General features: G+C 58.1%; 16 protein-coding genes and 3 pseudogenes. 15 read left to right on the top strand and 4 right to left on the bottom strand.

Annotated features, from left to right (window positions below; all coding sequences use genetic code 11):
- The 3 genes and pseudogenes from CVM52_RS05810 to CVM52_RS05800 form a co-directional block, all read left to right on the top strand.
- On the top strand, window positions 1–882 hold the full coding sequence (locus CVM52_RS05810) for a TniB family NTP-binding protein (RefSeq protein WP_024099410.1): 882 nt from the start codon (window positions 1–3) through the stop codon (window positions 880–882).
- Window positions 879–1,670: a TniQ family protein gene (locus CVM52_RS05805; protein WP_007803196.1), complete on the top strand. Its 792-nt coding sequence runs from the start codon at window positions 879–881 to the stop codon at window positions 1,668–1,670. The genes CVM52_RS05810 and CVM52_RS05805 overlap by 4 nt, the downstream gene beginning before the upstream one ends.
- A gap of 43 nt (window positions 1,671–1,713) precedes the next feature.
- Window positions 1,714–2,229: pseudogene (locus tag CVM52_RS05800) on the top strand (IS110 family RNA-guided transposase); the annotation flags it as partial.
- Window positions 2,230–2,575: 346 nt separating this feature from the next.
- Here the strand turns inward: CVM52_RS05800 and CVM52_RS05795 are convergent.
- The 3 genes and pseudogenes from CVM52_RS05795 to CVM52_RS05785 all read right to left on the bottom strand — a co-directional run.
- Window positions 2,576–4,015: a hypothetical protein gene (locus tag CVM52_RS05795; protein WP_240620873.1), complete on the bottom strand. Its 1,440-nt coding sequence runs from the start codon at window positions 4,013–4,015 to the stop codon at window positions 2,576–2,578.
- 149 nt (window positions 4,016–4,164) lie between these two features.
- Window positions 4,165–5,096: pseudogene (locus CVM52_RS05790) on the bottom strand (IS5 family transposase).
- Between the two features lie 312 nt (window positions 5,097–5,408).
- Window positions 5,409–5,573, bottom strand: a pseudogene (locus CVM52_RS05785) (IS110 family transposase); the annotation flags it as partial.
- A 145-nt stretch (window positions 5,574–5,718) separates the two neighbouring features.
- Here CVM52_RS05785 and CVM52_RS05780 point away from each other — a divergent pair.
- From CVM52_RS05780 to CVM52_RS26540, 12 genes are all read left to right on the top strand, one after another.
- Window positions 5,719–7,353 carry a TnsB C-terminal domain-containing protein gene (locus tag CVM52_RS05780; RefSeq protein ID WP_024099411.1) on the top strand — a complete coding sequence of 545 codons (1,635 nt, stop codon included), beginning with the start codon at window positions 5,719–5,721 and terminating at the stop codon, window positions 7,351–7,353.
- A 1-nt stretch (window position 7,354) separates the two neighbouring features.
- Entirely contained in the window at window positions 7,355–8,236 is an 882-nt protein-coding gene (locus CVM52_RS05775) for a TniB family NTP-binding protein (RefSeq protein WP_024099410.1), read from the top strand.
- A complete protein-coding gene (locus CVM52_RS05770; RefSeq protein ID WP_007803196.1) occupies window positions 8,233–9,024 on the top strand; it encodes a TniQ family protein in 792 nt (263 codons plus the stop codon). The genes CVM52_RS05775 and CVM52_RS05770 overlap by 4 nt, the downstream gene beginning before the upstream one ends.
- A gap of 209 nt (window positions 9,025–9,233) precedes the next feature.
- Window positions 9,234–10,181, top strand: coding sequence for a DUF1403 family protein (locus CVM52_RS05765; RefSeq protein ID WP_100161594.1), 948 nt, complete (start codon window positions 9,234–9,236; stop codon window positions 10,179–10,181).
- Window positions 10,182–10,245: 64 nt separating this feature from the next.
- Window positions 10,246–10,854 carry an SMC-Scp complex subunit ScpB gene (gene scpB, locus CVM52_RS05760; protein ID WP_100161606.1) on the top strand — a complete coding sequence of 203 codons (609 nt, stop codon included), beginning with the start codon at window positions 10,246–10,248 and terminating at the stop codon, window positions 10,852–10,854.
- Window positions 10,855–10,987: 133 nt separating this feature from the next.
- Window positions 10,988–11,974 carry an AAA family ATPase gene (locus tag CVM52_RS05755; RefSeq protein WP_100161593.1) on the top strand — a complete coding sequence of 329 codons (987 nt, stop codon included), beginning with the start codon at window positions 10,988–10,990 and terminating at the stop codon, window positions 11,972–11,974.
- A 35-nt stretch (window positions 11,975–12,009) separates the two neighbouring features.
- The gene (locus CVM52_RS05750; protein ID WP_503128390.1) at window positions 12,010–14,322 is read left to right on the top strand and encodes a S8 family peptidase; all 2,313 of its coding nucleotides are present in this window, start codon (window positions 12,010–12,012) and stop codon (window positions 14,320–14,322) included.
- Between the two features lie 518 nt (window positions 14,323–14,840).
- Window positions 14,841–15,191, top strand: a complete 351-nt coding sequence (locus CVM52_RS28075) for a helix-turn-helix domain-containing protein (protein ID WP_100161592.1) — start codon at window positions 14,841–14,843, stop codon at window positions 15,189–15,191.
- On the top strand, window positions 15,188–16,138 hold the full coding sequence (locus CVM52_RS05740; protein WP_100161591.1) for a PD-(D/E)XK nuclease family protein: 951 nt from the start codon (window positions 15,188–15,190) through the stop codon (window positions 16,136–16,138). Before CVM52_RS28075 ends, CVM52_RS05740 begins: the two co-directional genes overlap by 4 nt.
- Window positions 16,135–18,504: an argonaute/piwi family protein gene (locus CVM52_RS05735; RefSeq protein ID WP_100161590.1), complete on the top strand. Its 2,370-nt coding sequence runs from the start codon at window positions 16,135–16,137 to the stop codon at window positions 18,502–18,504. Before CVM52_RS05740 ends, CVM52_RS05735 begins: the two co-directional genes overlap by 4 nt.
- A gap of 354 nt (window positions 18,505–18,858) precedes the next feature.
- On the top strand, window positions 18,859–20,013 hold the full coding sequence (locus CVM52_RS05730; protein WP_172720922.1) for a hypothetical protein: 1,155 nt from the start codon (window positions 18,859–18,861) through the stop codon (window positions 20,011–20,013).
- 87 nt (window positions 20,014–20,100) lie between these two features.
- A complete protein-coding gene (locus tag CVM52_RS26540) occupies window positions 20,101–20,454 on the top strand; it encodes a hypothetical protein (RefSeq protein WP_133119796.1) in 354 nt (117 codons plus the stop codon).
- A gap of 323 nt (window positions 20,455–20,777) precedes the next feature.
- Here the strand turns inward: CVM52_RS26540 and CVM52_RS05725 are convergent.
- The coding region (locus CVM52_RS05725; RefSeq protein WP_205964892.1) for a hypothetical protein at window positions 20,778–21,075 on the bottom strand (298 nt) is incomplete at its 5' end.

The raw sequence follows: 21,075 nt of genomic DNA, 5'->3' as shown, positions 1-21,075 counted from the left end.
TTGAGGGCAGGAAAAACAGAGGAAGACGGTCGGATCACCCTCATTCAATCGGATATCTGGATTGGCTTTCCGCGGGCCGAACAAGTTCTGGACCGTTTGCAGTGTATGATCGAAGCGCCAAGGCAAACCCGTATGCCTGGCCTTCTTGTGCATGGCGCGTCCGGGATCGGAAAGACGATGATCGCCCGCAATCTTTCGCGCAGATATGCACCGGAATATGACCCAGCATCGGGAATTACGCGAACGCCGCTGTTACTGTTACAAGCACCACCAGCTCCCGACGAACGACGGTTCTATCTGCACATCCTGGCGACCGTCGGGGCACCGGCCACGGCACTGAGCGCGCGCGCTCAAAATGTGGCCTCCCTCGAAGTCCGTGTCGTCGCGCTCTTGCGCGACCTTGGCCTGCGGATGATCATGATCGACGAAGTCCACAACCTCTTGGCCGGGACCCACCGCGAACAGCGCCGCTTTCTCAATGTTCTGCGGTATCTCAGCAATGAACTCGAAGTGTCGCTGGTCTGCCTGGGGGTCAGCGAGGCCGTCGATGCCATCCGTGGTGATATCCAGCTTGCCAGGCGGCTGGACGAACATCACCTTCCAAACTGGCGCGACGACGCCGAGTTCTCGGACATGATCCAGACACTCATCGCGGCAATGCCCCTCGAGAAGAAATCCAATCTGAAGGTCAAGTCACTAAAGCAGATACTTGCGCTGACCGGCGGGGTGACCTCGCGCATCTTCGCCCTGATCAAGGATCTTTCCATCGACGCCATTGTCACAGGTGATGAATGCATCACCGATGACGCAATCGCAAAATGGACGCCGGTTTGGTCGCGCCATGCGAACCCCCATCGGCGGCTCGAGAAGTCCGGGGTGTGAAGCCGCACCCGCTGCCCAAGACTGTCGCGCCGCTGCCCGACGAGTTGTTGTCAGGTTGGTTGTCTAGGCTGGCGGCGGCCAACTACTGTGATGATGCGGAACTACTGGCTCATCTCAGAATCGATACCGCGCATGGCACCGCCTTGAACTTCAACGTCGACGCGGCTGCGGCGGCGAAGATTGCCAACGCCGCACGGATTGACCCAGATGTTGTGCGATCTTTGACCTTCCCAGCAATGACGACACGAGAAGCCTCGCTGACGGCCCAGATACCATTCCAGCATTGCCTGCAATGTTCCAGAGAGGGCCTTTCGCTCAAGCATTGGAGGCGAGCCTGGGCATTCGACTGCCAGGTTTGTGGGACGAGACTTGTGCCGACGCTCGGCAAGGCCAGTGGCGAACAGATGCCCGAAAAGCTGATAAATCGTGCGCGCAACGGCGCCGCGCGGCTTGAATACGCCGCGCGATTACGCAGCTCCAAGCAATTTCGGCGCGCAATGCGCGCGGTCACCTTTGCCATATCATTAAAGGCCTTCCGCGGAGATCCGTTATACGCTCTTCAGGGCCACAGGCTGGAAGTAAGGCTGTTTTGCCTTGCTGCAATTGATGCAGCCCAATCCCGTCCACTGGTCAAAGCGGCCATCTCAAGCTCCGGCATCGACGACTATGCAAGGGTTGCTCTATTGCGCGCCTTCGATAAGGAGCCACGTCTGCTTGCCGCGGTCGATTACATCGCCCGGCAGCGCGCGAAAAGCATAGGCGCGATGGCAGTGGAATCTCATAATTAAGGGCAAAAAATATCCCCGAACGCGTCGTGTCTCAGATTTAAGGGCAACGCGACAGTTGCCTGACCATGCTGCGGCTGCCATCCATGCGTTGATCTGCCAAGCGGAGGCGATTGCCGATCAGGCTGAGGCCCTGGAGAAACGGATCCTCGAGTGGCACCGGACGCACGAGACGAGCCGGCGACTGGCGACCATTCCCGGTATCGGACCGATCACCGCCAGCGCAATTGCTGCAAATGTTCCGGATCCGAGCCTGTTCCGCTCGGCACGACAGTTCGCGGCCTGGCTAGGCCTGACGCCACGGGCGAACTCAAGCAGTGGCAAGGATCGACAGACCGGGATCAGCAAGCAGGGTGATGGATATATCCGGCGACTGCTCGTTTCCGGCGCGACTGCGGTGCTTCGCTTTGCAAGGCAGGGCGATGCCGGCAAGGCTTGGATGCTTGGGCTTAAAGCACGCAAGCGACCGAAAGTCGTTGCGGTCGCGCTCGCCAACAAGACTGCCCGGATCGCTTGGGCGCTCCTGCGCCGCAACGAGATCTACGCGGCCCCTGTCTCCTGAGCGCGGAACCGCTGACGGAATGCGTGAAGCTGAGAAGAGATGACAAACCGGTCGAACCGGGGATCGGGACACCCCAGGGGGTCAAGGCGCAGAAAGCGCGCAATTTTGATTGGGACCCGATCCGCGGACTTCATCTGGGCCAGCGGCTAGACCGCACCACAAAGGCCGTAGACATGACTGCTTTCGGCATAGGCGCGTCAATTCCCAGCTTGCGCAGCAGGGGTCGTCCAGACATGGGAACACTTGCCCTCGCCAGAGATGCCCACTGCGCGTTGGCGACGGTCCACCAATGACTTGCGCCACCGGACCTGTGGGGGAACCGGCGCAGCGCCAGTTCCCCATCGGCTCATTCTGCCGGAACCCAGGGCCGGTTATAGGCTGCCACGCGCCAATCACCGTGTTCGATGAACCGGGGGGCGCTCCCGGTTTCCAGCGCCTCGGCTGCGGCGTTCAGCGCCTCGGGCGATGTCTCGGGCCAGGCGCCCGTTTCGATCCGTTCGACCAGGGTCTCGACGATGGCCGTGCTTTCGGCAGCCGTGAACTCGCAATGGCCCGTGCCCTGGACCAGCGCCTGCCGATACAGATCGCCGGTACCCTGCTCCTGCACCAGCGCGCCGTAGCCTTCCATCAGCGTGTAGGGAATGGCCCAGTCGCCCAGCATGTGGATGCGGATCGCCGGAACCTGCAGATCGCCGGTCGTCGTGCGCCCGTCTGCGGCCCAGAAATCGCGCGCATAATCCGAGGCCGCGATGCGGGGGGCGGCGTTGATCCTGGCAATGTCGGCCTGAAGGTCCAAACCGGCCTGTTCGTAGAGCGCCTCAACCGTCCGCGCCATCGCGGGTGCGGCATTCTGGTAGAAGGCGGCATAGTCGACCCCCTCGTTCCCGGAAAGTTGCTGCCCCGATGCGGCGTTTTCGAACAGAAGCCGCGAGGTCCCGCCAACATTACCGCCGATGCGCAGCGCCGAGGCCACGATCATGTCGGCCATGGCGCCGGCATCCGCGGTGTCGGGTAGTTCGGTCCCCTCGACCATCCACGGCGACCACTGTCCGATGGCGAAGGCAAGCGCCAGCCGCGCGCGGCCCTCCGGGCTTTCGCCCGCCGTTTCGATGGCGGCCATCCAGGACGCACGGATCGCGTCAAGGCTGCGCTCGCCACCCGCTCCGGCATTGGGCAGGCCGACGATGGCGAGATCGCTGGCCGGACCGTGCCCAGCGGCCTCATAGCTTTCGCCCAGCAGGGTCTGCATGGCGAACCAGCCATCCAGGAAACTGCTCATGATCCAGACCGGCGTATGGGCGGCAAGCACGGCGGCACCGTCGATCCTGTCCGGGTAATCCTCGGCCGAAGCGAGGCTGTCGAGCCCTCCGCCAGAACAGCCGTATTGCAGCACCATGTCAGGAGCGCGCTCCAGGTCCGTGAAAATGTCCTGAACAGCTTGTAGATTCAGGATTTCACGCTGCGGATCGTATTGCCACAGGCGCAGCGGGTGCCGGGCGAGCCCGGCGAAGGCATAGCCACGACCGAGCAGGTCGTCATACCGCTGGACCGCTGACGCGACCGAAACGTTGCTGGCGAAATCCAGATCCCTGAGTAGTCGACCATTCCAGTTCTCGGGCACGCGGATCAGCCATGCCGTCCCGTCCGGCAGGGTTCCCGCATGTTCGTTGAAGGCGGGCTGCTCCTGCGCCGACGCGAGCGGGGCGAAGCCCGCGGTCAGAGCGAGGCAAAGCACCACCATTCCGGTCCGCGAACGCGGGCCGGCCAAATTGGCTGTCCGTGACATGAATTTCCTCCAGTTTGATGCAGCGATGAAATCCGGCTCCTCTTCCGGGGAACCATAGCCGGGAAAAACATAGATAGCTAATTATTAGTGTCAAGGGCTCTGATGCACAAATCGGCTTAAGGCCGAGGTTCCCCTTTCCCCGGACGGACTTATCCCACAGCTTCCGTGACGGGTATTCCGAGCGCGGTGTAGCCGTTCAGGACGGCGATGCGGACCTGGAGTTCGGCGACCTGTCGATCGAAGTCCCGTGCCATGAGCCGCTGGCCCAGCAACTTGATACAATGCATCTTTGTCTCGACGCGGCTTCGGCGGTGGTATCCACTCCATCGTCGCCAGAGCGCGCGGCCCAGGTATTTCGCCGCGCGCAGGGCCTCATTTCGCGCCACGGCTCCGGCGGTGATCGTCTTCCAGGGCTTCGCGTTCTTGCGGGGCGGGATGACGGCATGGGCACCGCGATCTGCAATCGCATCGTGGCATTTGCGCGTGTCGTAGGCGCCATCAGCCGTAACGCTACCGATTTCCTGGTCCTGCGGGATTTGGTCGAGAAGGTGGGTAGGATGGGCGCATCACCGATGTGGCTCCCGGTGACTTCGACGGCCCGGATCTCCAACGTTTCTTCATCGATCCCAAGGTGGAGCTTGCGCCAGACGCGCCGTTTCGGGCCGCCATGCTTGCGTGCGTGCCACTCGCCTTCACCTTCGACCTTGATCCCGGTGCTGTCGATCAGCAGGTGCAACGGCCCCTTGGAGCCGCGGTAGGGGATGTTCACGGCCAAGGTCTTCTGGCGGCGAGATAGCGTGCTGAAGTCGGGCACCGTCCAGTTCAGGCCGACCAGCCGTAGCAGGCTCTCGACGAACCCGGTCGTCTGCCGGAGCGCCATGCCGAACAGCACTTTCATCGAGAGGCACGTCTGGATAGCGGCATCGCTGTAGGTCTGCTGGCGGCCACGCCTGCCTGTCGGCGCGGCATCCCAGCTCATCTCGGGGTCAAACCAGATCGTCAGCGAGCCCCGGCGCTTGACTGCTTCATTGTAGGCTGGCCAGTTCCTGGTCTTGTAGGTCGGGGGTATGGGTCTGCTCATGCAGCCTGACTAACAGACTGGATTCGCAAGGTGAAACCTTCACAGCATTTGCGCAACATGTATAACCGCCCCTTGCGCAAGAGGGTTTCTGGATCAGTTTCGCGCGGTGTCGGGTGCTGACATGTATCCGGCCTCTGTTGCGGCCATCATCACGCCGCGGGCCCGTATGGTGTTCGCAGGTCGGGTCCAGATCAAAGCCGCGTGCTCGATGGCACTCTGTTGCGCTCTGGTTCTCCCGATCCCGTCTCACGACCGTGCGCCAAACGTCTCCTTGCCCTCTTCCGCTCCGACGTCCTCGCGACCAGTGACGGCTTACGCCGCAGCGGTCGGAGACTGGTAGGCGCCGCCTCGGGCCATCAGCGCCCAGACGATCCGCGCCATTTTGTTCGCCAGCGCGACCCGCACCAGCATCGGCGGCTTGCGCGTCAGCATCTCGCCAAGCCATGTGCCCGGCCGGGCAGCGGCATGAACATGCCTGTCGCGTAGCCCTTAATTGTGAGATGAGAAATCCAACGAAATCAACGGCCTTGCTTTGCCCTTAAATATGATATTTTGCCTTTAAATCCGATATTTTTGCCCTTAAACCTGAGACAGGGTTCGCAGCTTCGTGTGGCAAATATTGATGGATGATGATCGCGAAGACTTCGTTGCCGCTGGTGCTGAGGAGGCGCGCAGGGCGGCCGTTCTGCGTCCGCTTGTTCAGGCATATCTCAAAGGAACTGGCAGTCTGGAAAGTGGCATCAATGACGCCGTTTGGGAGCTTGGTGTCAGCAGGGCGACTGTCTGGCGCTGGATAAAGCGTCTGGCCGAAGAGGGTGGGCGCACCAGCGCGCTGGCTTCTCGGAAACGGGGCCGCCCGACTGGTACAACCTTGATATCCGGCAAGGTGGAAGCGGTGATCGAAGAACATCTTCGCCGTTATTTCTTACGGCGGGAACGCCCAAGCCTGTCGCGCATCGTGACAGAAATCCGAAGCGCGTGCTGGCAGCAGGGCTTGCAACCGCCGACACGTCGGACGGTTCAGCGCAGGCTGGATGCAATGGATGCCCGTGAAATTGCCAAGGCACGCGAAGGCGCAAAGGCGGCCCGCCAGAAATTTGCGCCGGTCGTAGGCGACAACAAGGCAAACCGGCCACTGGAGGTCGTGCAAATCGACCATACGCCTGCGGACATCATTCTCGTCGACAGTTTTGAACGCAAACCAATTGGGCGGCCTTGGGTCACGCTGGCGATCGACGTCGCAACGCGGATGGTGACCGGATATTACACCTCTCTCGAGGCACCTTCGCGTCTGTCGGTGGCGCTTTGCCTGACACAGGCTGTGGCCCCCAAGGCGGAACTTCTGGCGGAATTGGTGCGCAATGTTCCTTGGCCCGCGCAGGGTAAACCGCATAGCATCCACGTCGATAACGGGCGCGATTTCCGGTCGCATGCCTTTCGGTCGGCATGTGCAGAATGGGGGATCGATCTGGTCTATCGGCCGCCAGGCAGTCCTCATTTCGGAGGGCACATCGAACGATTGATCGGCACGATGATGGGGGCCGTGCACCTGTTGCCTGGAACAACGCAATCCTCGGTCGTGGCCAAGGGCGACTATGACGCCGAGGGCATGGCCACGATGACCTTAAGCGACTTCGATCGCTGGTTTGCTCTGGAAATCTGCCGCTACAACAACAGCATTCATTCAAGTCTTGGCTGCACGCCCGTTGCCAAATGGGAGGCGCTCTCAGAGCAAATGATGGGCGATATCCCCTTCGAGATTGAAGCCTTTCGGGTGAGCTTTCTGCCAAGTGAACTGCGCAAGGTCAGGCGTGACGGCATCCATCTGTTCCAGATACGGTACTGGTCCGATGCGCTTGCAGGCCACATCGGGCGCGGGGATGGAAAGGTGGTCGTCCGCTACGACCCTCGCGACCTCTCGGTGATCTGGGTCGAACTGGATAATGACCGATACGTCGAAGCTCGGTACCGAAACCTGGAAATTCCGCCTGTGTCGCTCTGGGAATATCGCGAAGCCATGAGGAATGCCCGTGCCCTTGGCAAGTCCGGGTCCAATGAGCTGGTCCTGGCTGAGCTGATCCGACAGCAACGCCAAATCGAGTCTGAAAGCCGGAGCCTGACGAGGGCCGAACGCCGATCCCGTGAAAGAAAAGGGACATTGGAGGGCGCCAACTCGGCCGTCTCAACAACCGAAGGGCTGCGCGCGATCGATACGGGTGATACATCGCGCCCATTGTTCAAGGTGGAGAGATGGTGAATTGAGGGCAGGAAAAACAGAGGAAGACGGTCGGATCACCCTCATTCAATCGGATATCTGGATTGGCTTTCCGCGGGCCGAACAAGTTCTGGACCGTTTGCAGTGTATGATCGAAGCGCCAAGGCAAACCCGTATGCCTGGCCTTCTTGTGCATGGCGCGTCCGGGATCGGAAAGACGATGATCGCCCGCAATCTTTCGCGCAGATATGCACCGGAATATGACCCAGCATCGGGAATTACGCGAACGCCGCTGTTACTGTTACAAGCACCACCAGCTCCCGACGAACGACGGTTCTATCTGCACATCCTGGCGACCGTCGGGGCACCGGCCACGGCACTGAGCGCGCGCGCTCAAAATGTGGCCTCCCTCGAAGTCCGTGTCGTCGCGCTCTTGCGCGACCTTGGCCTGCGGATGATCATGATCGACGAAGTCCACAACCTCTTGGCCGGGACCCACCGCGAACAGCGCCGCTTTCTCAATGTTCTGCGGTATCTCAGCAATGAACTCGAAGTGTCGCTGGTCTGCCTGGGGGTCAGCGAGGCCGTCGATGCCATCCGTGGTGATATCCAGCTTGCCAGGCGGCTGGACGAACATCACCTTCCAAACTGGCGCGACGACGCCGAGTTCTCGGACATGATCCAGACACTCATCGCGGCAATGCCCCTCGAGAAGAAATCCAATCTGAAGGTCAAGTCACTAAAGCAGATACTTGCGCTGACCGGCGGGGTGACCTCGCGCATCTTCGCCCTGATCAAGGATCTTTCCATCGACGCCATTGTCACAGGTGATGAATGCATCACCGATGACGCAATCGCAAAATGGACGCCGGTTTGGTCGCGCCATGCGAACCCCCATCGGCGGCTCGAGAAGTCCGGGGTGTGAAGCCGCACCCGCTGCCCAAGACTGTCGCGCCGCTGCCCGACGAGTTGTTGTCAGGTTGGTTGTCTAGGCTGGCGGCGGCCAACTACTGTGATGATGCGGAACTACTGGCTCATCTCAGAATCGATACCGCGCATGGCACCGCCTTGAACTTCAACGTCGACGCGGCTGCGGCGGCGAAGATTGCCAACGCCGCACGGATTGACCCAGATGTTGTGCGATCTTTGACCTTCCCAGCAATGACGACACGAGAAGCCTCGCTGACGGCCCAGATACCATTCCAGCATTGCCTGCAATGTTCCAGAGAGGGCCTTTCGCTCAAGCATTGGAGGCGAGCCTGGGCATTCGACTGCCAGGTTTGTGGGACGAGACTTGTGCCGACGCTCGGCAAGGCCAGTGGCGAACAGATGCCCGAAAAGCTGATAAATCGTGCGCGCAACGGCGCCGCGCGGCTTGAATACGCCGCGCGATTACGCAGCTCCAAGCAATTTCGGCGCGCAATGCGCGCGGTCACCTTTGCCATATCATTAAAGGCCTTCCGCGGAGATCCGTTATACGCTCTTCAGGGCCACAGGCTGGAAGTAAGGCTGTTTTGCCTTGCTGCAATTGATGCAGCCCAATCCCGTCCACTGGTCAAAGCGGCCATCTCAAGCTCCGGCATCGACGACTATGCAAGGGTTGCTCTATTGCGCGCCTTCGATAAGGAGCCACGTCTGCTTGCCGCGGTCGATTACATCGCCCGGCAGCGCGCGAAAAGCATAGGCGCGATGGCAGTGGAATCTCATAATTAAGGGCAAAAAATATCCCCGAACGCGTCGTGTCTCAGATTTAAGGGCAACGCGACAGGAGCTCGATTTCTCGGTGTTTTCTGACATGCCGCTGAGCATATCATTTTGTGTCCGATAATGCAAACTTATTGGACATAGTGTAGAACAGCAAGGTGGGGCGGTTTATACATCATATTGTGGACGAAAGCGCCGCGAGAGACTAGTGTTGTGGCATGACATATCAGCCCGCCACGATCTCCGACGACCTGAACAGGCTACCGCAGCTACCCGGCTGGGTCACTTCCGGACGTACCGAAACCCTTGAAACTGTGGCCTTTCGGTCGGGGGGGGCGCTCACGGTACTCGACCAGCTGGTTTGCGATCCGCGATATGGCGTGCCGGTGAAGCTGCTCGCCAACCGGCTGGCGCTGAGTGCCGCGACGGCGACCTCAAAACTTGAAGGCCGACTTGCGCGGGAGGCCGATATTCGCGACGCCTATCACCTGACACCGCCGGGCGAAGCCCGGGGGCCGGATGGCGATCTGCTGGCCTTCTGGCGCGAGGCCGTGCGCCTGAGGACGGGTGGGGCAGGCGAAATCGCTGACCTAGTCGGCGAGCATCTTGCGGGCGAGGTGGGCGTCTGGCTCGACGCGGGAACGGAGCGGGCCCGGACCCATGGGCCGCTGGCTGGGTGCGCGGCCATGCTGCGAAGCGTACTCGAGGCCGACGACCGGGCGGAGCGGGTCGCTTGCTTGCTGTCCGATATCGTCCTGGCGCGGGCGTCAAGCTGGAAGACCGTGCTGCCGATCTCGGCGCAGCACCTCACCAAGACAGCACTGCGTGATCTGGCCGCATGCGGGCAAGGGGCCGAGATGGCGGTTCAGGCGCGGATTCTTGAGAGCATCGAAAAGACGATCCGGCTGGCGCGGGATCTGGCTCGCCGTGCGGAAGCGCTTCGCGCCGTAGCCCCGAAGCTCCGGGCAAAAGGATCAGACGCGGCCGTCAATCTGTTTCTGACCGAGGATGCCGTGGCGCCGACCTCGATGCTGTCGCCGCGCATCCGTTGCACCCATATTCCGATGACGGACCGCGCGGCGCGGCGGTTCTGCGACCGGCTGGTCGAGTTGGGCGTGGCGCGGGAACTGACTGGGCGGCCGACCTTCCGGCTCTATGGGCTATGAGCATGGCCAGCGAAAGTGGGAACCGGTTTCGCGGTTCGGCCATGCGGCCGCTGAAGGGTTCGCCATGACGACAGCGACCAGGAAACGAAAACCGGCGGATGAGGGCGCCGCCGTCTTCGACAGGGAGTTGGATAACCTGCCGCCGGAGTTGCGCTGGCGCGAATGGATGGGCCGGATCGAGGCCATTCTCTTCGCCAGTGCCTCACCGGTTGACCGCGAAGACCTGGCGCGCGTGGTGGGGCAGGGCGCCTCGGTGGAGATGCTGATCGAGGACATCCAGGCCGAGCTGACGGGTCGTCCTTACGACCTGGCCCAAGTGACCGGCGGCTGGATGTTCCGCACCAAGACGCAGTTTGCAGATGCCATCAAGGCCGCCGCTGATCTGGGCGACCAGTCCCTGGCTTTTACCGAGATGGAGATGGGCGTGCTCTGCGCCATCGCCTATCATCAGCCGATCGACCGGGCGGGCCTCGCCGACATCTTCGGCAAGGAGGTCAGCCGCGATCTGCTGGCCCGGTTGCGGTACAAAGACCTGATCGCCTCTGGACCGCGCTCGCCGCGGCCGGGCGCGCCACATACCTTCGTGACGACCGAGACGTTCCTGGTGACATTCGATCTGCAGAGCCTGCGGGACTTGCCGGAGCTGGAAACTCTCTACGAACAGTCCGGGTAGTGCGCTTGGTTTGGAGGTGCACGTCGTTCGTCGCGCCAGCACGCCAAATCGCTTGGCAATAAGCGGCTGCATATCAATATCTTGTGGTCAGCATCCCAAAGTTGAGCTACAAATTTGGCCAGGAGGTTGCGGCATGGCGCGTGGCGAATTGATGAAGAAATTGCTGCTCAACTATGGGCGTGAGGATGAATTCCGCGCGGTCGTCGAGCAGATCATTTCTGAAGAAGAAAAGAAGAATAACCGCGTACTTGCGCGTGGCCTTCGCAATGCTCTCGAGACCATCTCGTCTGCGCAGCTACCCAAGGAGCTGAATCGGCTCGTTCCGTTTCCGGACGATGCAAAGGAGTTCATTCAGCGTATCGAACCGCGCTTCAGTCCCGAGGACATTCAGCTGAGCGTCGAGAACCTCAGCCTCTTCACAGGATTGATCGATGAGTTCCGCAAGTCAGAACTTATCAAGCGGAACGGCCTGCCAGTTCGCTCAAAGCTCCTGTTCTGCGGACCTCCCGGAACTGGGAAGACACTGTGCGCCGAGATCTTCGCCGGTCAGCTGGGGCTGCCGTTCTTCCACGTCAAGCTCGATCGGCTCATCTCCTCCTTTCTGGGCGAGACCGCGTCCAACATTCGCAAGACCTTCGAGTTCGCCCGCCGTCAACCCTGCGTCTTGTTTTTCGATGAGTTCGACGCGCTCGCCCGCTCGCGCGAAGAGGGAAGCGATCACAGCGAGCTGCGCCGCGTCGTCAACTCCCTGTTGATCTTCATCGATCAGATCCAGCCGAGTGGGTTCCTCATCGCGGCCACCAACCTAGACGGGCAACTCGATCCCGCCATCTGGCGCAGGTTCGATGAAGTCGTATGGTTCGATCATCCGGATGAAGCGATGACACGGCGGTATCTTACCAACGCAATGAAGAACTCTGAACTCGAATTCGATATCGAAGACATGGTTCAGGGGACCATGGACTATTCCTATGCCGAGCTCGAGAAGATATGCAATCAGGCCAAAAAACTGGCACTGCTCGATCGCAAAAAGTCGATCTCGAAGAAGCATTTCAGAGAAGCCATTCGTTATGCCGATCGACGGCGCATGCGGATTCGCAAGATTGCCAACGGTTCGTGAGTTAAACCTTGCCCCAACATCAGCACCTGCCCCTGGTGCGCCTGCCTGAGAATTTTGCCCGCCGCAAGCATGGTAGAGTGCCCAGCCCCCCAACCCGAGGCGGAGGTCACGGCGGCCGCATCCGGCAGGAGGTTGACGCCGCCGTCCAAAACCAACGTGCGCAGCAGCCTCCTCCGAGGTTCGTTGACCCGGCGCTGATCCTTCGGGTGGAGATGAGCGGGGCAAGCATGGAGGAGGATTGGGAAGGTCTTGGCCTGACCGTGCTGTCCACAGATGAAGACAACACCCTGGTCCTGTTCTCGTCGACGGATGATTTGCAGGACTTTCGGACCCGGCTCGACGAATATGAGGGTCCAATACCGCAGGGTCAGCGCAATCGTCGCTACGCCGGTTTCATTGACAGGATTGGCGCAATCGGCACGATTGAAGGTCGCGACCGTCTAGGCGTTTTGGCGCGCGAAGAAGGCTTTTCCGAGGTCCAGGACTTCCAGGACGATACGGACTACGTCGTCGATATCGAGTTATGGGAGTTCGGTCCTCAGGCGGCCCGTCGGTCGCTCGGCGAAGAAATCGTCGAATGGGTCGAGAGCCAGGAAGGGGAACTCTACGACCACTATTGTGGGCCTTCCATCAGCATCATCCGGGTGCGAGCCTCCGGCCAGACCATTCGGCCGATCCTTGCGATACCCCAGGTCGCATTTGTCGATTTTCCGCCACAGCCCGATATCCAGATGGAACGGCCTGAGGCCTTTGCCGTTGAGGATATGCCGCCGGTGTCACCGCGCGAGGTGGAACTACCTGTGGTTGCCATTCTCGACAGCGGTGTTAACGACAATCCCCTGCTCGAAGACAATATCGTCGCGCGTGAGGCCTTTCCGGCAGAGCTTGGCGAGGCCGACATCTTCGGTCATGGCACGGCTGTCGCCGGGGTCGCGTGCTACGGCGACCTCCGGAACCATCTCGATCAGCCAGAACTTGTCCCCGCCGCTCGGATAATCTCGGCGAAGGTTGTGACAGATCAGGGCCAGTTCTTCGAGCGCCGTACCTTGCCGACCCAGATGCGGATGACCATCGAACGCATTCGGGAAGAATATGGGTGCAAACTCTTTGTCATTTCGCTTGGGGATACTCGTGCACGCTTCGAGCGCGGTCGGGTCGGGCCGTGGGCCGCGACCCTGGACGAGCTCGCGCGCGAACTTGATGTCCTGATTTTCGTATCTGCAGGCAATCGCGACCCCCGGGGCGGTACGTCTTTGGAGCAGGGCGTCACACAGTATCCGGGCTATCTGCTGGAGAATGCCAACCGCGTCTGCGAACCGGCAGGTGCCGTCAACGCCTTAACAGTCGGGTCTCTCGCGCATTCCAATGGGCTCGGACCGGCGCACGAGTTCGATGTCCACATCCAACGCATCACCGAACCGGATGAACCGTCGCCGTTTTCGCGTTCTGGCCCGGGTGCCGGCGGCATCAAGAAACCAGATTTCGTTGACTACGGTGGAACATTGGTTTTCGACGCGGTGGCCAGGCGCTTGCAGCGTGCGCCCCGCTTGGCAAATGCGGGCATTTTGACCACCAACGCTGACTTCCAGCGGCAACTCCTTGTGAGCAAGACGGGCACATCTTTTTCCGCCCCGCATCTGGCACACAAGGCGGCGCAAGTTTTGCGTTATCATCCGGACGCATCGGCGAGCCTCATCAAGGCGTTTATGGCCAGTTCTGCCCGCGTCCCTGAAGCCACGCAGCGCAGGTTGGGCGGCATGATCGAGGCCGAGCGAGACCAAATTCATGGAAACGGGGTTGTAAACCCTGCCACAGCAACCTTCTCTGATGATCATCGGGTCGTCCTCTACGCCGAAGACGCGCTCGGAATGGACCAATTCGCTGTTTACCAGGTCCCGATCCCCGCCGAGTTCCAAGGCAATGGTCCCCGCTGGATTCATGTCTCGCTGGCCTTCGACCCGCCGGTGCGACGAACTCGCGCTGAATATGTCGGCACGCGAATGAACTTCCGGTTGATCCGGGGACGCACCGCGGATCAGGTCTTTGAGCATTTTCGATCCCATGCGGGCGAAGATACGGAGGCGCCAGAGATGGCGGGGCGTTTCAACTGTGGTCTTAGCCCAGGACCGCAACGTCGCGACCGCAACACGCTACAAACGGCGAGTGTAAAATTCACCCAAGATACTCCGCAGTACGGCGCCGACTATTTCCTCGTGGTGCGGTGTGTCGGAGGCTGGGCTGCAGATCAGGAAGTCCGTCAGCGATATGCGATCGTTGTCGAACTGGAACACGAAGCCCCAATCGAGCTCTACGCACGAGTGCAACAGCGCGGTCGCATCAGAGTATAGTGGCCTAAATCCTTTGGTTTGAGATTGCAGATCACAGCTCGCAGCTCATGGGTGCATGAGCTAGCCGGCCTCGATATCCTCCTCTTTTGTCATGATGCCGCTAATTTCCGGACGCAGGCGTCAAAAAATTGAGCAAATTGAACAAAATTTTGTGCCCCTATTTCCTGGACTGTATCATTAATGGCTGGACTGCGCCTTTAATTCCCGGACGGTTCGTTTTGTGGAAAAGTTGGCAGGTCGTTGGCTTGGTGACCCTTCGGAACGCGGTAAACAGCCCTGTTCTGATCTGGTCGTCCCAAGAATGGGCCACCTCCAACCTGTGGATATCCAGCAATTGAGGGCACAAAACTCGCCCGATTTCTCACCAATGCAAGTGCGTCCAAGAATTAAGGACACAGTGGCACGCGGTTTCGAATGCAACGACAACTTGAAGCCCGGCGCAGCTTTCTAACGCTCGCATGCGGTTTGCTTGACAAACTTAGCATGCTTGATATAGTTAGCAAGGATGGAGGCCCTAGATGAGAGATCTTGCTGTTGCCCTGGGAACGGACCGGAAGAGTAGGGGATATACCCTGCGACAGGTGGAATCTGCCACTGGCGTTTCAAACGCTTATGTCAGTCAGTTAGAGACAGGAAAGATCAAGACGCCATCACCGAGCACGTTGCACAAGCTCGCTGTGCTTTATGAAGCATCTTATGAGAGGTACATGGGACTAGCCGGGTACCCGGTACCGAAAGGAACTGACCCGGAACTGCCGCAGGCAGCTAGTCAACTGGCGTCACGTATTGGGGATGTCAGCCCCTCCGAAGCGGATGCGTTGGTTGATTACTTGAAGTTCCTTCGTCAGCGGAGTGCTGAGGGATCATGACCTGGTCCTATTCGTCTCAGCGAACCTTCGCGCGATGTCAGCGGCAATGGTTCTACAGCAATTTCGCAGCGCAACCTCGCGTGAAGGACCCGATGAGACGGCGTGCCCTTTACTACGGGCAACTCAATACAATCAGCGCGTGGCGGGGCCGATTGGTCGATACAGTGATTTCATCATATGTTGTTCCGTCGCTCAGCGACCCATTGAGCGAAGAGCCTATGCAATTGCAGGACGGTCTTCGCATTGCGCGCCGCTTGTTCGATGAGCAAAGGGCCTATGCCTGCCACAACAGAGCGGCGACGACAGAGGTCACCATCAGCAAAGAGGGAGAGAAATTCGCGCTCCTTTTTGAAAATGAGTACCAAGCGCCGCCGTCTGAAGATGACTTTGACAACGCATGGATCGAGGTTGAGACGTCGCTTGCCAACTTCTGGGAATCCGATGCCATTTGGTCTGTTCTAAACGAGGCGACTGGCCTCATTTCGCAACCGCGCTCAATAAGTTTTGAGCTAGCCAACGGTACGAAAGGGGTTGCGTTTCCCGATCTGATAGCATTTTTTGCAGATAAGCCGCCTACAATCATCGATTGGAAAGTGCACGCTAACGCGGGCAACAACGCGCGCCGACAGCTCGCAGTTTATGCTCTTGCGTTAAGTATGTGTAGTAAAGCGCACTTTGATTTTCCACCAGATTGGAAAAGACCGGCGATAGAAATCAAACTTATTGAGGCGCAACTGCTTCTAGATCGCTTGACCCACTATGAGCTGGACGACGAGGATATCGCAGAGGTTGAAACGTTCATTGCGTCATCTGCCTATGAGATGGAGTGCCTTGCGGAAGGAAAGAAATTTACTGAGTTGGATATGGGCGACTTTCGAACGGCACATGACGGCACAGCTTGCGAAGTCTGCGTTTACCAGGCGATTTGCACGGAGGCAGTTCAATGACATTAGAAACAACACTTTTCCCGCTTGAGGGTTTGGAAGGGCTGACCGCCTCTTATCAACTCTACGCCGTAAAGGGCCTCAGTGGCCTCGATGAAACTGAGTACCATAAGAACGTCAATCTCTTGGTGCGGCGGTTGTCTTTCTCGATGAAAGCTCCGTTTGTGGCCCTTTCTCGCGACGGCGAGCAGTTTATTGCGGTGCCGAACTATGTCACCGAATTTCCAGTGGATCATCGCGTCGTGAGAGCGATGGTAAAGTTGGTTCCAACTGGTGAGCCATTGAATCTCCGGTTTGATGCCGCGGATGACGAATACGACGGGCTGCGATTGCGGTACCTGGATTTTGTGTTGCAGCAACCGCTCTTTGCAAACCATCACCTTTGGCAACCGGGTTCAGGCCAGCCCTTCTTTCACAAGAAACCGCTTAAGCGCCTCGATGACGTGGATCTCTATGACGGGGTGTCGGTCAGGGCAGCTAAACATCCTGAGGGGGGCTTCGGAATTGTCTGTGATGCACGCAGCAAGTTCATCACGCATACCCCAATTGGAGCACGCGCGGATCGGAAGCGCCTCGGCAAACTCATCAATCGCAGTTGCCTCTATAAGATGGGAGATCATTGGTACCAGTTCCGCATCGACGCGGTCTCAGATTGGAAGGTTGGAGAACCGTCTCTGTTTGAGGGCAATGTGCCAATCAGCTTGGCGCAACAGCTTGTCAGAACTGCCGGTAACGCCGCCCCAAAATCGATCATTGATCTTGATCCCGAGGGAGGCGCGCTGGAGTATTTCACGTCGACGAATGAGCGTCGCATGGCCCCTGCGGAACTGTGTTTCCTGATCGAGGATACCCATGGAAGGAGGGCAGCGAAACTTCAGCGCCAAACGATCCTTTCGCCATCGGAACGTCGCGCAAGGGTGAACGGTTTCATCCGCCGCTATCTGTCTGAATTGAACATCGGCGGCGCAAAGCTTTCGGCCGGCGCGCGGGCCCACGCATTCTTCACCGAAACCCACATGCCACCAGCCCTCAGCTTCGGAAACGGTACGGTTTTGGCGCCAGATACCTCGAAAGACCGGTTTCAGGCGATGCAGGAATACTCGAGCATGCGTCGAACTATGATGCTCGACAAGAAAGTGGGGTTCTTTCATCAAGATGTCTTCCCACCGCAGACGCTATTGCTCCCCGAAAGTGTGAAGAAAAGCTGGGGCCCTGCTTTTGCCTCTGATTTTGTAGGGACCGTCCAAGAGCTCTACCCAGCAGGCGGATACCGCCCAGAGATCATCGAGTATAGAGACAAAGCTTACGGCGGCGGAGTACCAGGGCAAATGAAGGCGCTGTTAGAAGTTGCTGAGCGTGGAGAGATAAAGTCAGGCGATGTGCTCGTGATGCTGCACCGGATTAACGGAGCACCAAGAGCGCAAGACAAGCTTGCAGCCATGGTTTGCAATGAGTTTGAGAAACGGTTCGGGAAGCGTGTCCAGGTCATTCATTCAGATAGCCCTGGTCGTGGTTACAAGCGCATCTTCAAAAATGACAAGCCCACCTATGTTCAACAGAGAGGGCGGGGCGTTAACATTAAGGGCTACCTGAAGGGTGCTGCGTTGAACAAAGTGTGCCTCGGAAACAGCCGGTGGCCTTTCGTCCTCAGAGATCCGCTCAACGCAGATGTTACCATAGGGATTGATGTTAAGAACAATATGGCCGTGTTCACGATGGTCGCTGAAGGTGGCCGGATTGTACGGGTTCAACGATCCCGCTCAAGGCAACGCGAGCAATTGCTTGAAAGTCAGGTCACGCAAGTGATCACCGAGATGCTTTCAAAAGAACTTCCCGAGATAAAGAAACAGGTGCAACGTGTTGTCATTCATCGCGACGGGCGCGCCTGGCCAGCAGAAATTGCTGGTGCGCGAAAGACGTTTGCAGACATGGCAGAATCCGGTCTGATTGCTGTTGATGCTGACGTAAGCGTATTTGAAGTGCTGAAATCCTCACCGGCACCACTGCGCCTCTTTAGCTTTGAAGAGCCAACCCAGGAGAACCCAAAAGGAGTGATCAATCCCGTTTTGGGCTCTTGGCTCAAGCTTTCAGAGAATGATGGCTACATTTGTACAACTGGTGCACCGCTATTGCTGCAAGGAACCGCAGACCCGCTGCACGTCCGCAAAGCATTTGGCCCAATGGCTATCGAAGATGCGTTAAAGGACGTTTTTGATTTGAGCTGTCTGACGTGGCCTAAGCCTGACAGCTGCATGCGGTTACCTTTGACCATTAAGCTCTGTGATATCGCGTTGTTTGATGACGCAGCTGAGTATGACGTGGACGTGGTGCGCTTCGCTGATGGCAACACCGGGGAGGCATCCGCGTGAGCGGAAATACACGCCTATCGGTGGTTGCGGACCGGCTAGACGAATACGGTCTCTTGGCCGCAAAGGCTCGACGCGCAACATTGTCGCTCACGACGCCAGATACAAAGTCGGTATCGGCATTTGCAGATTTGTTGGAACCACAAGAGCGAGACAACGTGGCTCTTGATGCCGTGGTCTTTCAAGTCTTCCTGAGAACTAGGCTCGGGTTCAAAGATGCCGACCTACGAGAACTTCGGCAGAGCCTTTTAGATGATAGTATCTCGGAGAAAACCAGCGAGCGCCTTAAGTGTATCGCGGAATCTCTTGAAAGGGAGAGGTCGGCAGCACGACACCGGCTCGGTGGAGCATAGCTTTATGGTGTTTGATCTCTTTCTGGGTGCGCTGCTGCAGGTCAAAAAGCGCGCGCTACATTTGCAAGAGGTCGCGGTCACTAATCCACGTTCGGACCTCAGGGACATCCAAAGACAGTGCATTGAGAAGCTGAAACAAGCGTTGGCGGAAATCGACGGTCTCATAGTCGAAACCGAAACTATCTGGCGTCAGGATCCTTCGCTTGCGCTGGACCTGTACCGCCATCTGTCTGATCAAGTTTTCATCATCGAGCGAAACGGCGTGTTTTCTCTGATCCACTCACCGGAGAGTGACGCGTTTCTGACAAAGCTGATTCAACAGATTTGCAGAGACATCGGTTTTCCTGTTCTTGCTCCTACCGTCAGCCAAACCTCTCGCACCCACTATCGGTTTGAGCGGCAGTTTAACCTCATGTTCGTGCCACCCTTAGAGAGCCGGTTCTTGCTGCATCTGCCAGACCTCTATCATGAATTATGCCATCCACTCTTTTCCAAGGAGTACAAGCAACTCCCGAGTTTGCAGCCGTTTCGCACGCAATTCTCAAACATGGTGCTTGATCGAACCCAAGCACTTACCCAACAGATGCAGATGCTTGATAGACGGGAAGGGCCTGCAGAAGAGATGCTGCGGCTGAATACGTGGCTCGCGTCTTGGGCTCCAGATTGGCTGGAAGAGTTCTATTGTGATCTCTTTGCGGTTTTCACGCTTGGTCCTGCATATGCTTGGGCGAACTGCTACCTGTGTCTCAAGCTTCGGGAAAACCCGTTCGCGACGCCAAGCGAAGTGAAGGTGGAGCACCCGCCAAACGCCGCGCGAATGAGTATAATGCTCATGGGTCTACGTCGTTTGGGTTTTGACGACGCGGCCGACGGATGCTCTGCACTATGGGCCAATCAGGTACAGACTACGGGATACTCAGAGGACATGGCATTTGGTCAATGCTTTCCCGATACTGTGCTGGAAGACGTTGTCAGCAACGCGTTCAAAGCCTTTGAGGACATTGGACTGAGGCGGTCAGAGCCTGGAAAACATGCCGGGGTCGCCCTCTGCTTGAACCAAGCATGGGACAGTTTTTGGACGGATCCAGAGGGGTTTGGTGAGTGGGAAACAAAAGCCGTCACTCATCTACAAAAGGAGCTAGCTGGTGCCGCTTCTTGACAAACGCCCACACGATTACTATAGTACCTATAGGTTCTCACGGTCATCTAGGACCTCTAGGTTCAAGGTATCAGGCAGGAGATAAGGATGAAACTCGATTTTTCAGACCTCCCAGTAGGAGAAAAAGGGCTGTCATCTGAGTTGGTAGACGAAATCTGGTCACAGGTGAGTGGCTCTCTCGAGCGAAAGGGTGTTGAAGAGTTTCGTCGCGAGCAAAGAGGGATTGTTGGCCGTGTAAGTCACAATGCCTCGGGTGCGATACTGACCTCCTACGGCAAAGAAGTCGCGACGATTCTCCCCATAAAGTATTCGAAAGTTGCCGTCGCACTTGTCCATTTGATGGAGAACGCACGAGTAAACGCTGCGATGGATGAGGCAGATCGAAACCCTGACCAGACATTCTATGATTTAGAAGACGTCATTGCCGAGCAAGGCAGCTAAGAGGCATTCTGCGGTCCGTTGAGTAGTTCAAGACGAGTAATTCTTCGCGCAACGGCTCGCAGCGTGTTCAACGGACTAGATCAACGTTCAAAGGACGCGTTGATCCCCGAACTTCGTGCGCTTGTCGCCAACCCAATACCGCCAGACGCGATATCAATTTCAAACGAATTACCTCGGTATCGACTTCAGGTAGCCGATTTGACGGTCGGTTATGAGTTTGATCCCCAGCTCGACGTGGTGGAGATAAAGGTCATTCTACCTGATTCAAGCCGACAAACGGATGACGCACTGATGCTCCGGCTCATGCGTGGGTTGTCTGGGGACTAATTGGCCTCCTGAAAAGTCACCAATCCGGCCAACCATTGACGATTGAATTCGTCCACAACGACGATTTTTCGTTTGGCGCGACCACGGGACAGTTTCGCCTCCGGGAAGTCGCCGAGAATGCTCAGCTCCGCCGCGCCGGTTCTCTCAATCGTTTGAGTGATCTGGACCCCATCTCCAGTTCCAATTGCAAATTCGGTGACTCTGGCGTCTCTGATTGTGACCTGCCCCCCTTCGGTCCCTCGTTCATAACGAGAGTCTGCGGGTTTGATCTTGATAATCATGGGTTTCGGTTTG

Origin of the sequence: Pseudooceanicola lipolyticus, assembly GCF_002786325.1 — a bacterium.
GTDB lineage: Bacteria > Pseudomonadota > Alphaproteobacteria > Rhodobacterales > Rhodobacteraceae > Pseudooceanicola_C > Pseudooceanicola_C lipolyticus.
This window is presented reverse-complemented; position numbering and strand designations above follow the sequence as displayed.

What these genes read in the sequence shown, in the direction of transcription:
- CVM52_RS05795 (WP_240620873.1), bottom strand. Translation starts at nt 4,015, where the DNA reads ATGTCACGGACAGCCAATTTGGCCGGCCCGCGTTCGCGGACCGGAATG.
- CVM52_RS05780 (WP_024099411.1), top strand. Translation starts at nt 5,719, where the DNA reads ATGGATGATGATCGCGAAGACTTCGTTGCCGCTGGTGCTGAGGAGGCG.
- CVM52_RS05765 (WP_100161594.1), top strand. Translation starts at nt 9,234, where the DNA reads ATGACATATCAGCCCGCCACGATCTCCGACGACCTGAACAGGCTACCG.
- scpB (WP_100161606.1), top strand. Translation starts at nt 10,246, where the DNA reads ATGACGACAGCGACCAGGAAACGAAAACCGGCGGATGAGGGCGCCGCC.
- CVM52_RS05755 (WP_100161593.1), top strand. Translation starts at nt 10,988, where the DNA reads ATGGCGCGTGGCGAATTGATGAAGAAATTGCTGCTCAACTATGGGCGT.
- CVM52_RS28075 (WP_100161592.1), top strand. Translation starts at nt 14,841, where the DNA reads ATGAGAGATCTTGCTGTTGCCCTGGGAACGGACCGGAAGAGTAGGGGA.
- CVM52_RS05740 (WP_100161591.1), top strand. Translation starts at nt 15,188, where the DNA reads ATGACCTGGTCCTATTCGTCTCAGCGAACCTTCGCGCGATGTCAGCGG.
- CVM52_RS05735 (WP_100161590.1), top strand. Translation starts at nt 16,135, where the DNA reads ATGACATTAGAAACAACACTTTTCCCGCTTGAGGGTTTGGAAGGGCTG.
- CVM52_RS05730 (WP_172720922.1), top strand. Translation starts at nt 18,859, where the DNA reads ATGGTGTTTGATCTCTTTCTGGGTGCGCTGCTGCAGGTCAAAAAGCGC.
- CVM52_RS26540 (WP_133119796.1), top strand. Translation starts at nt 20,101, where the DNA reads ATGAAACTCGATTTTTCAGACCTCCCAGTAGGAGAAAAAGGGCTGTCA.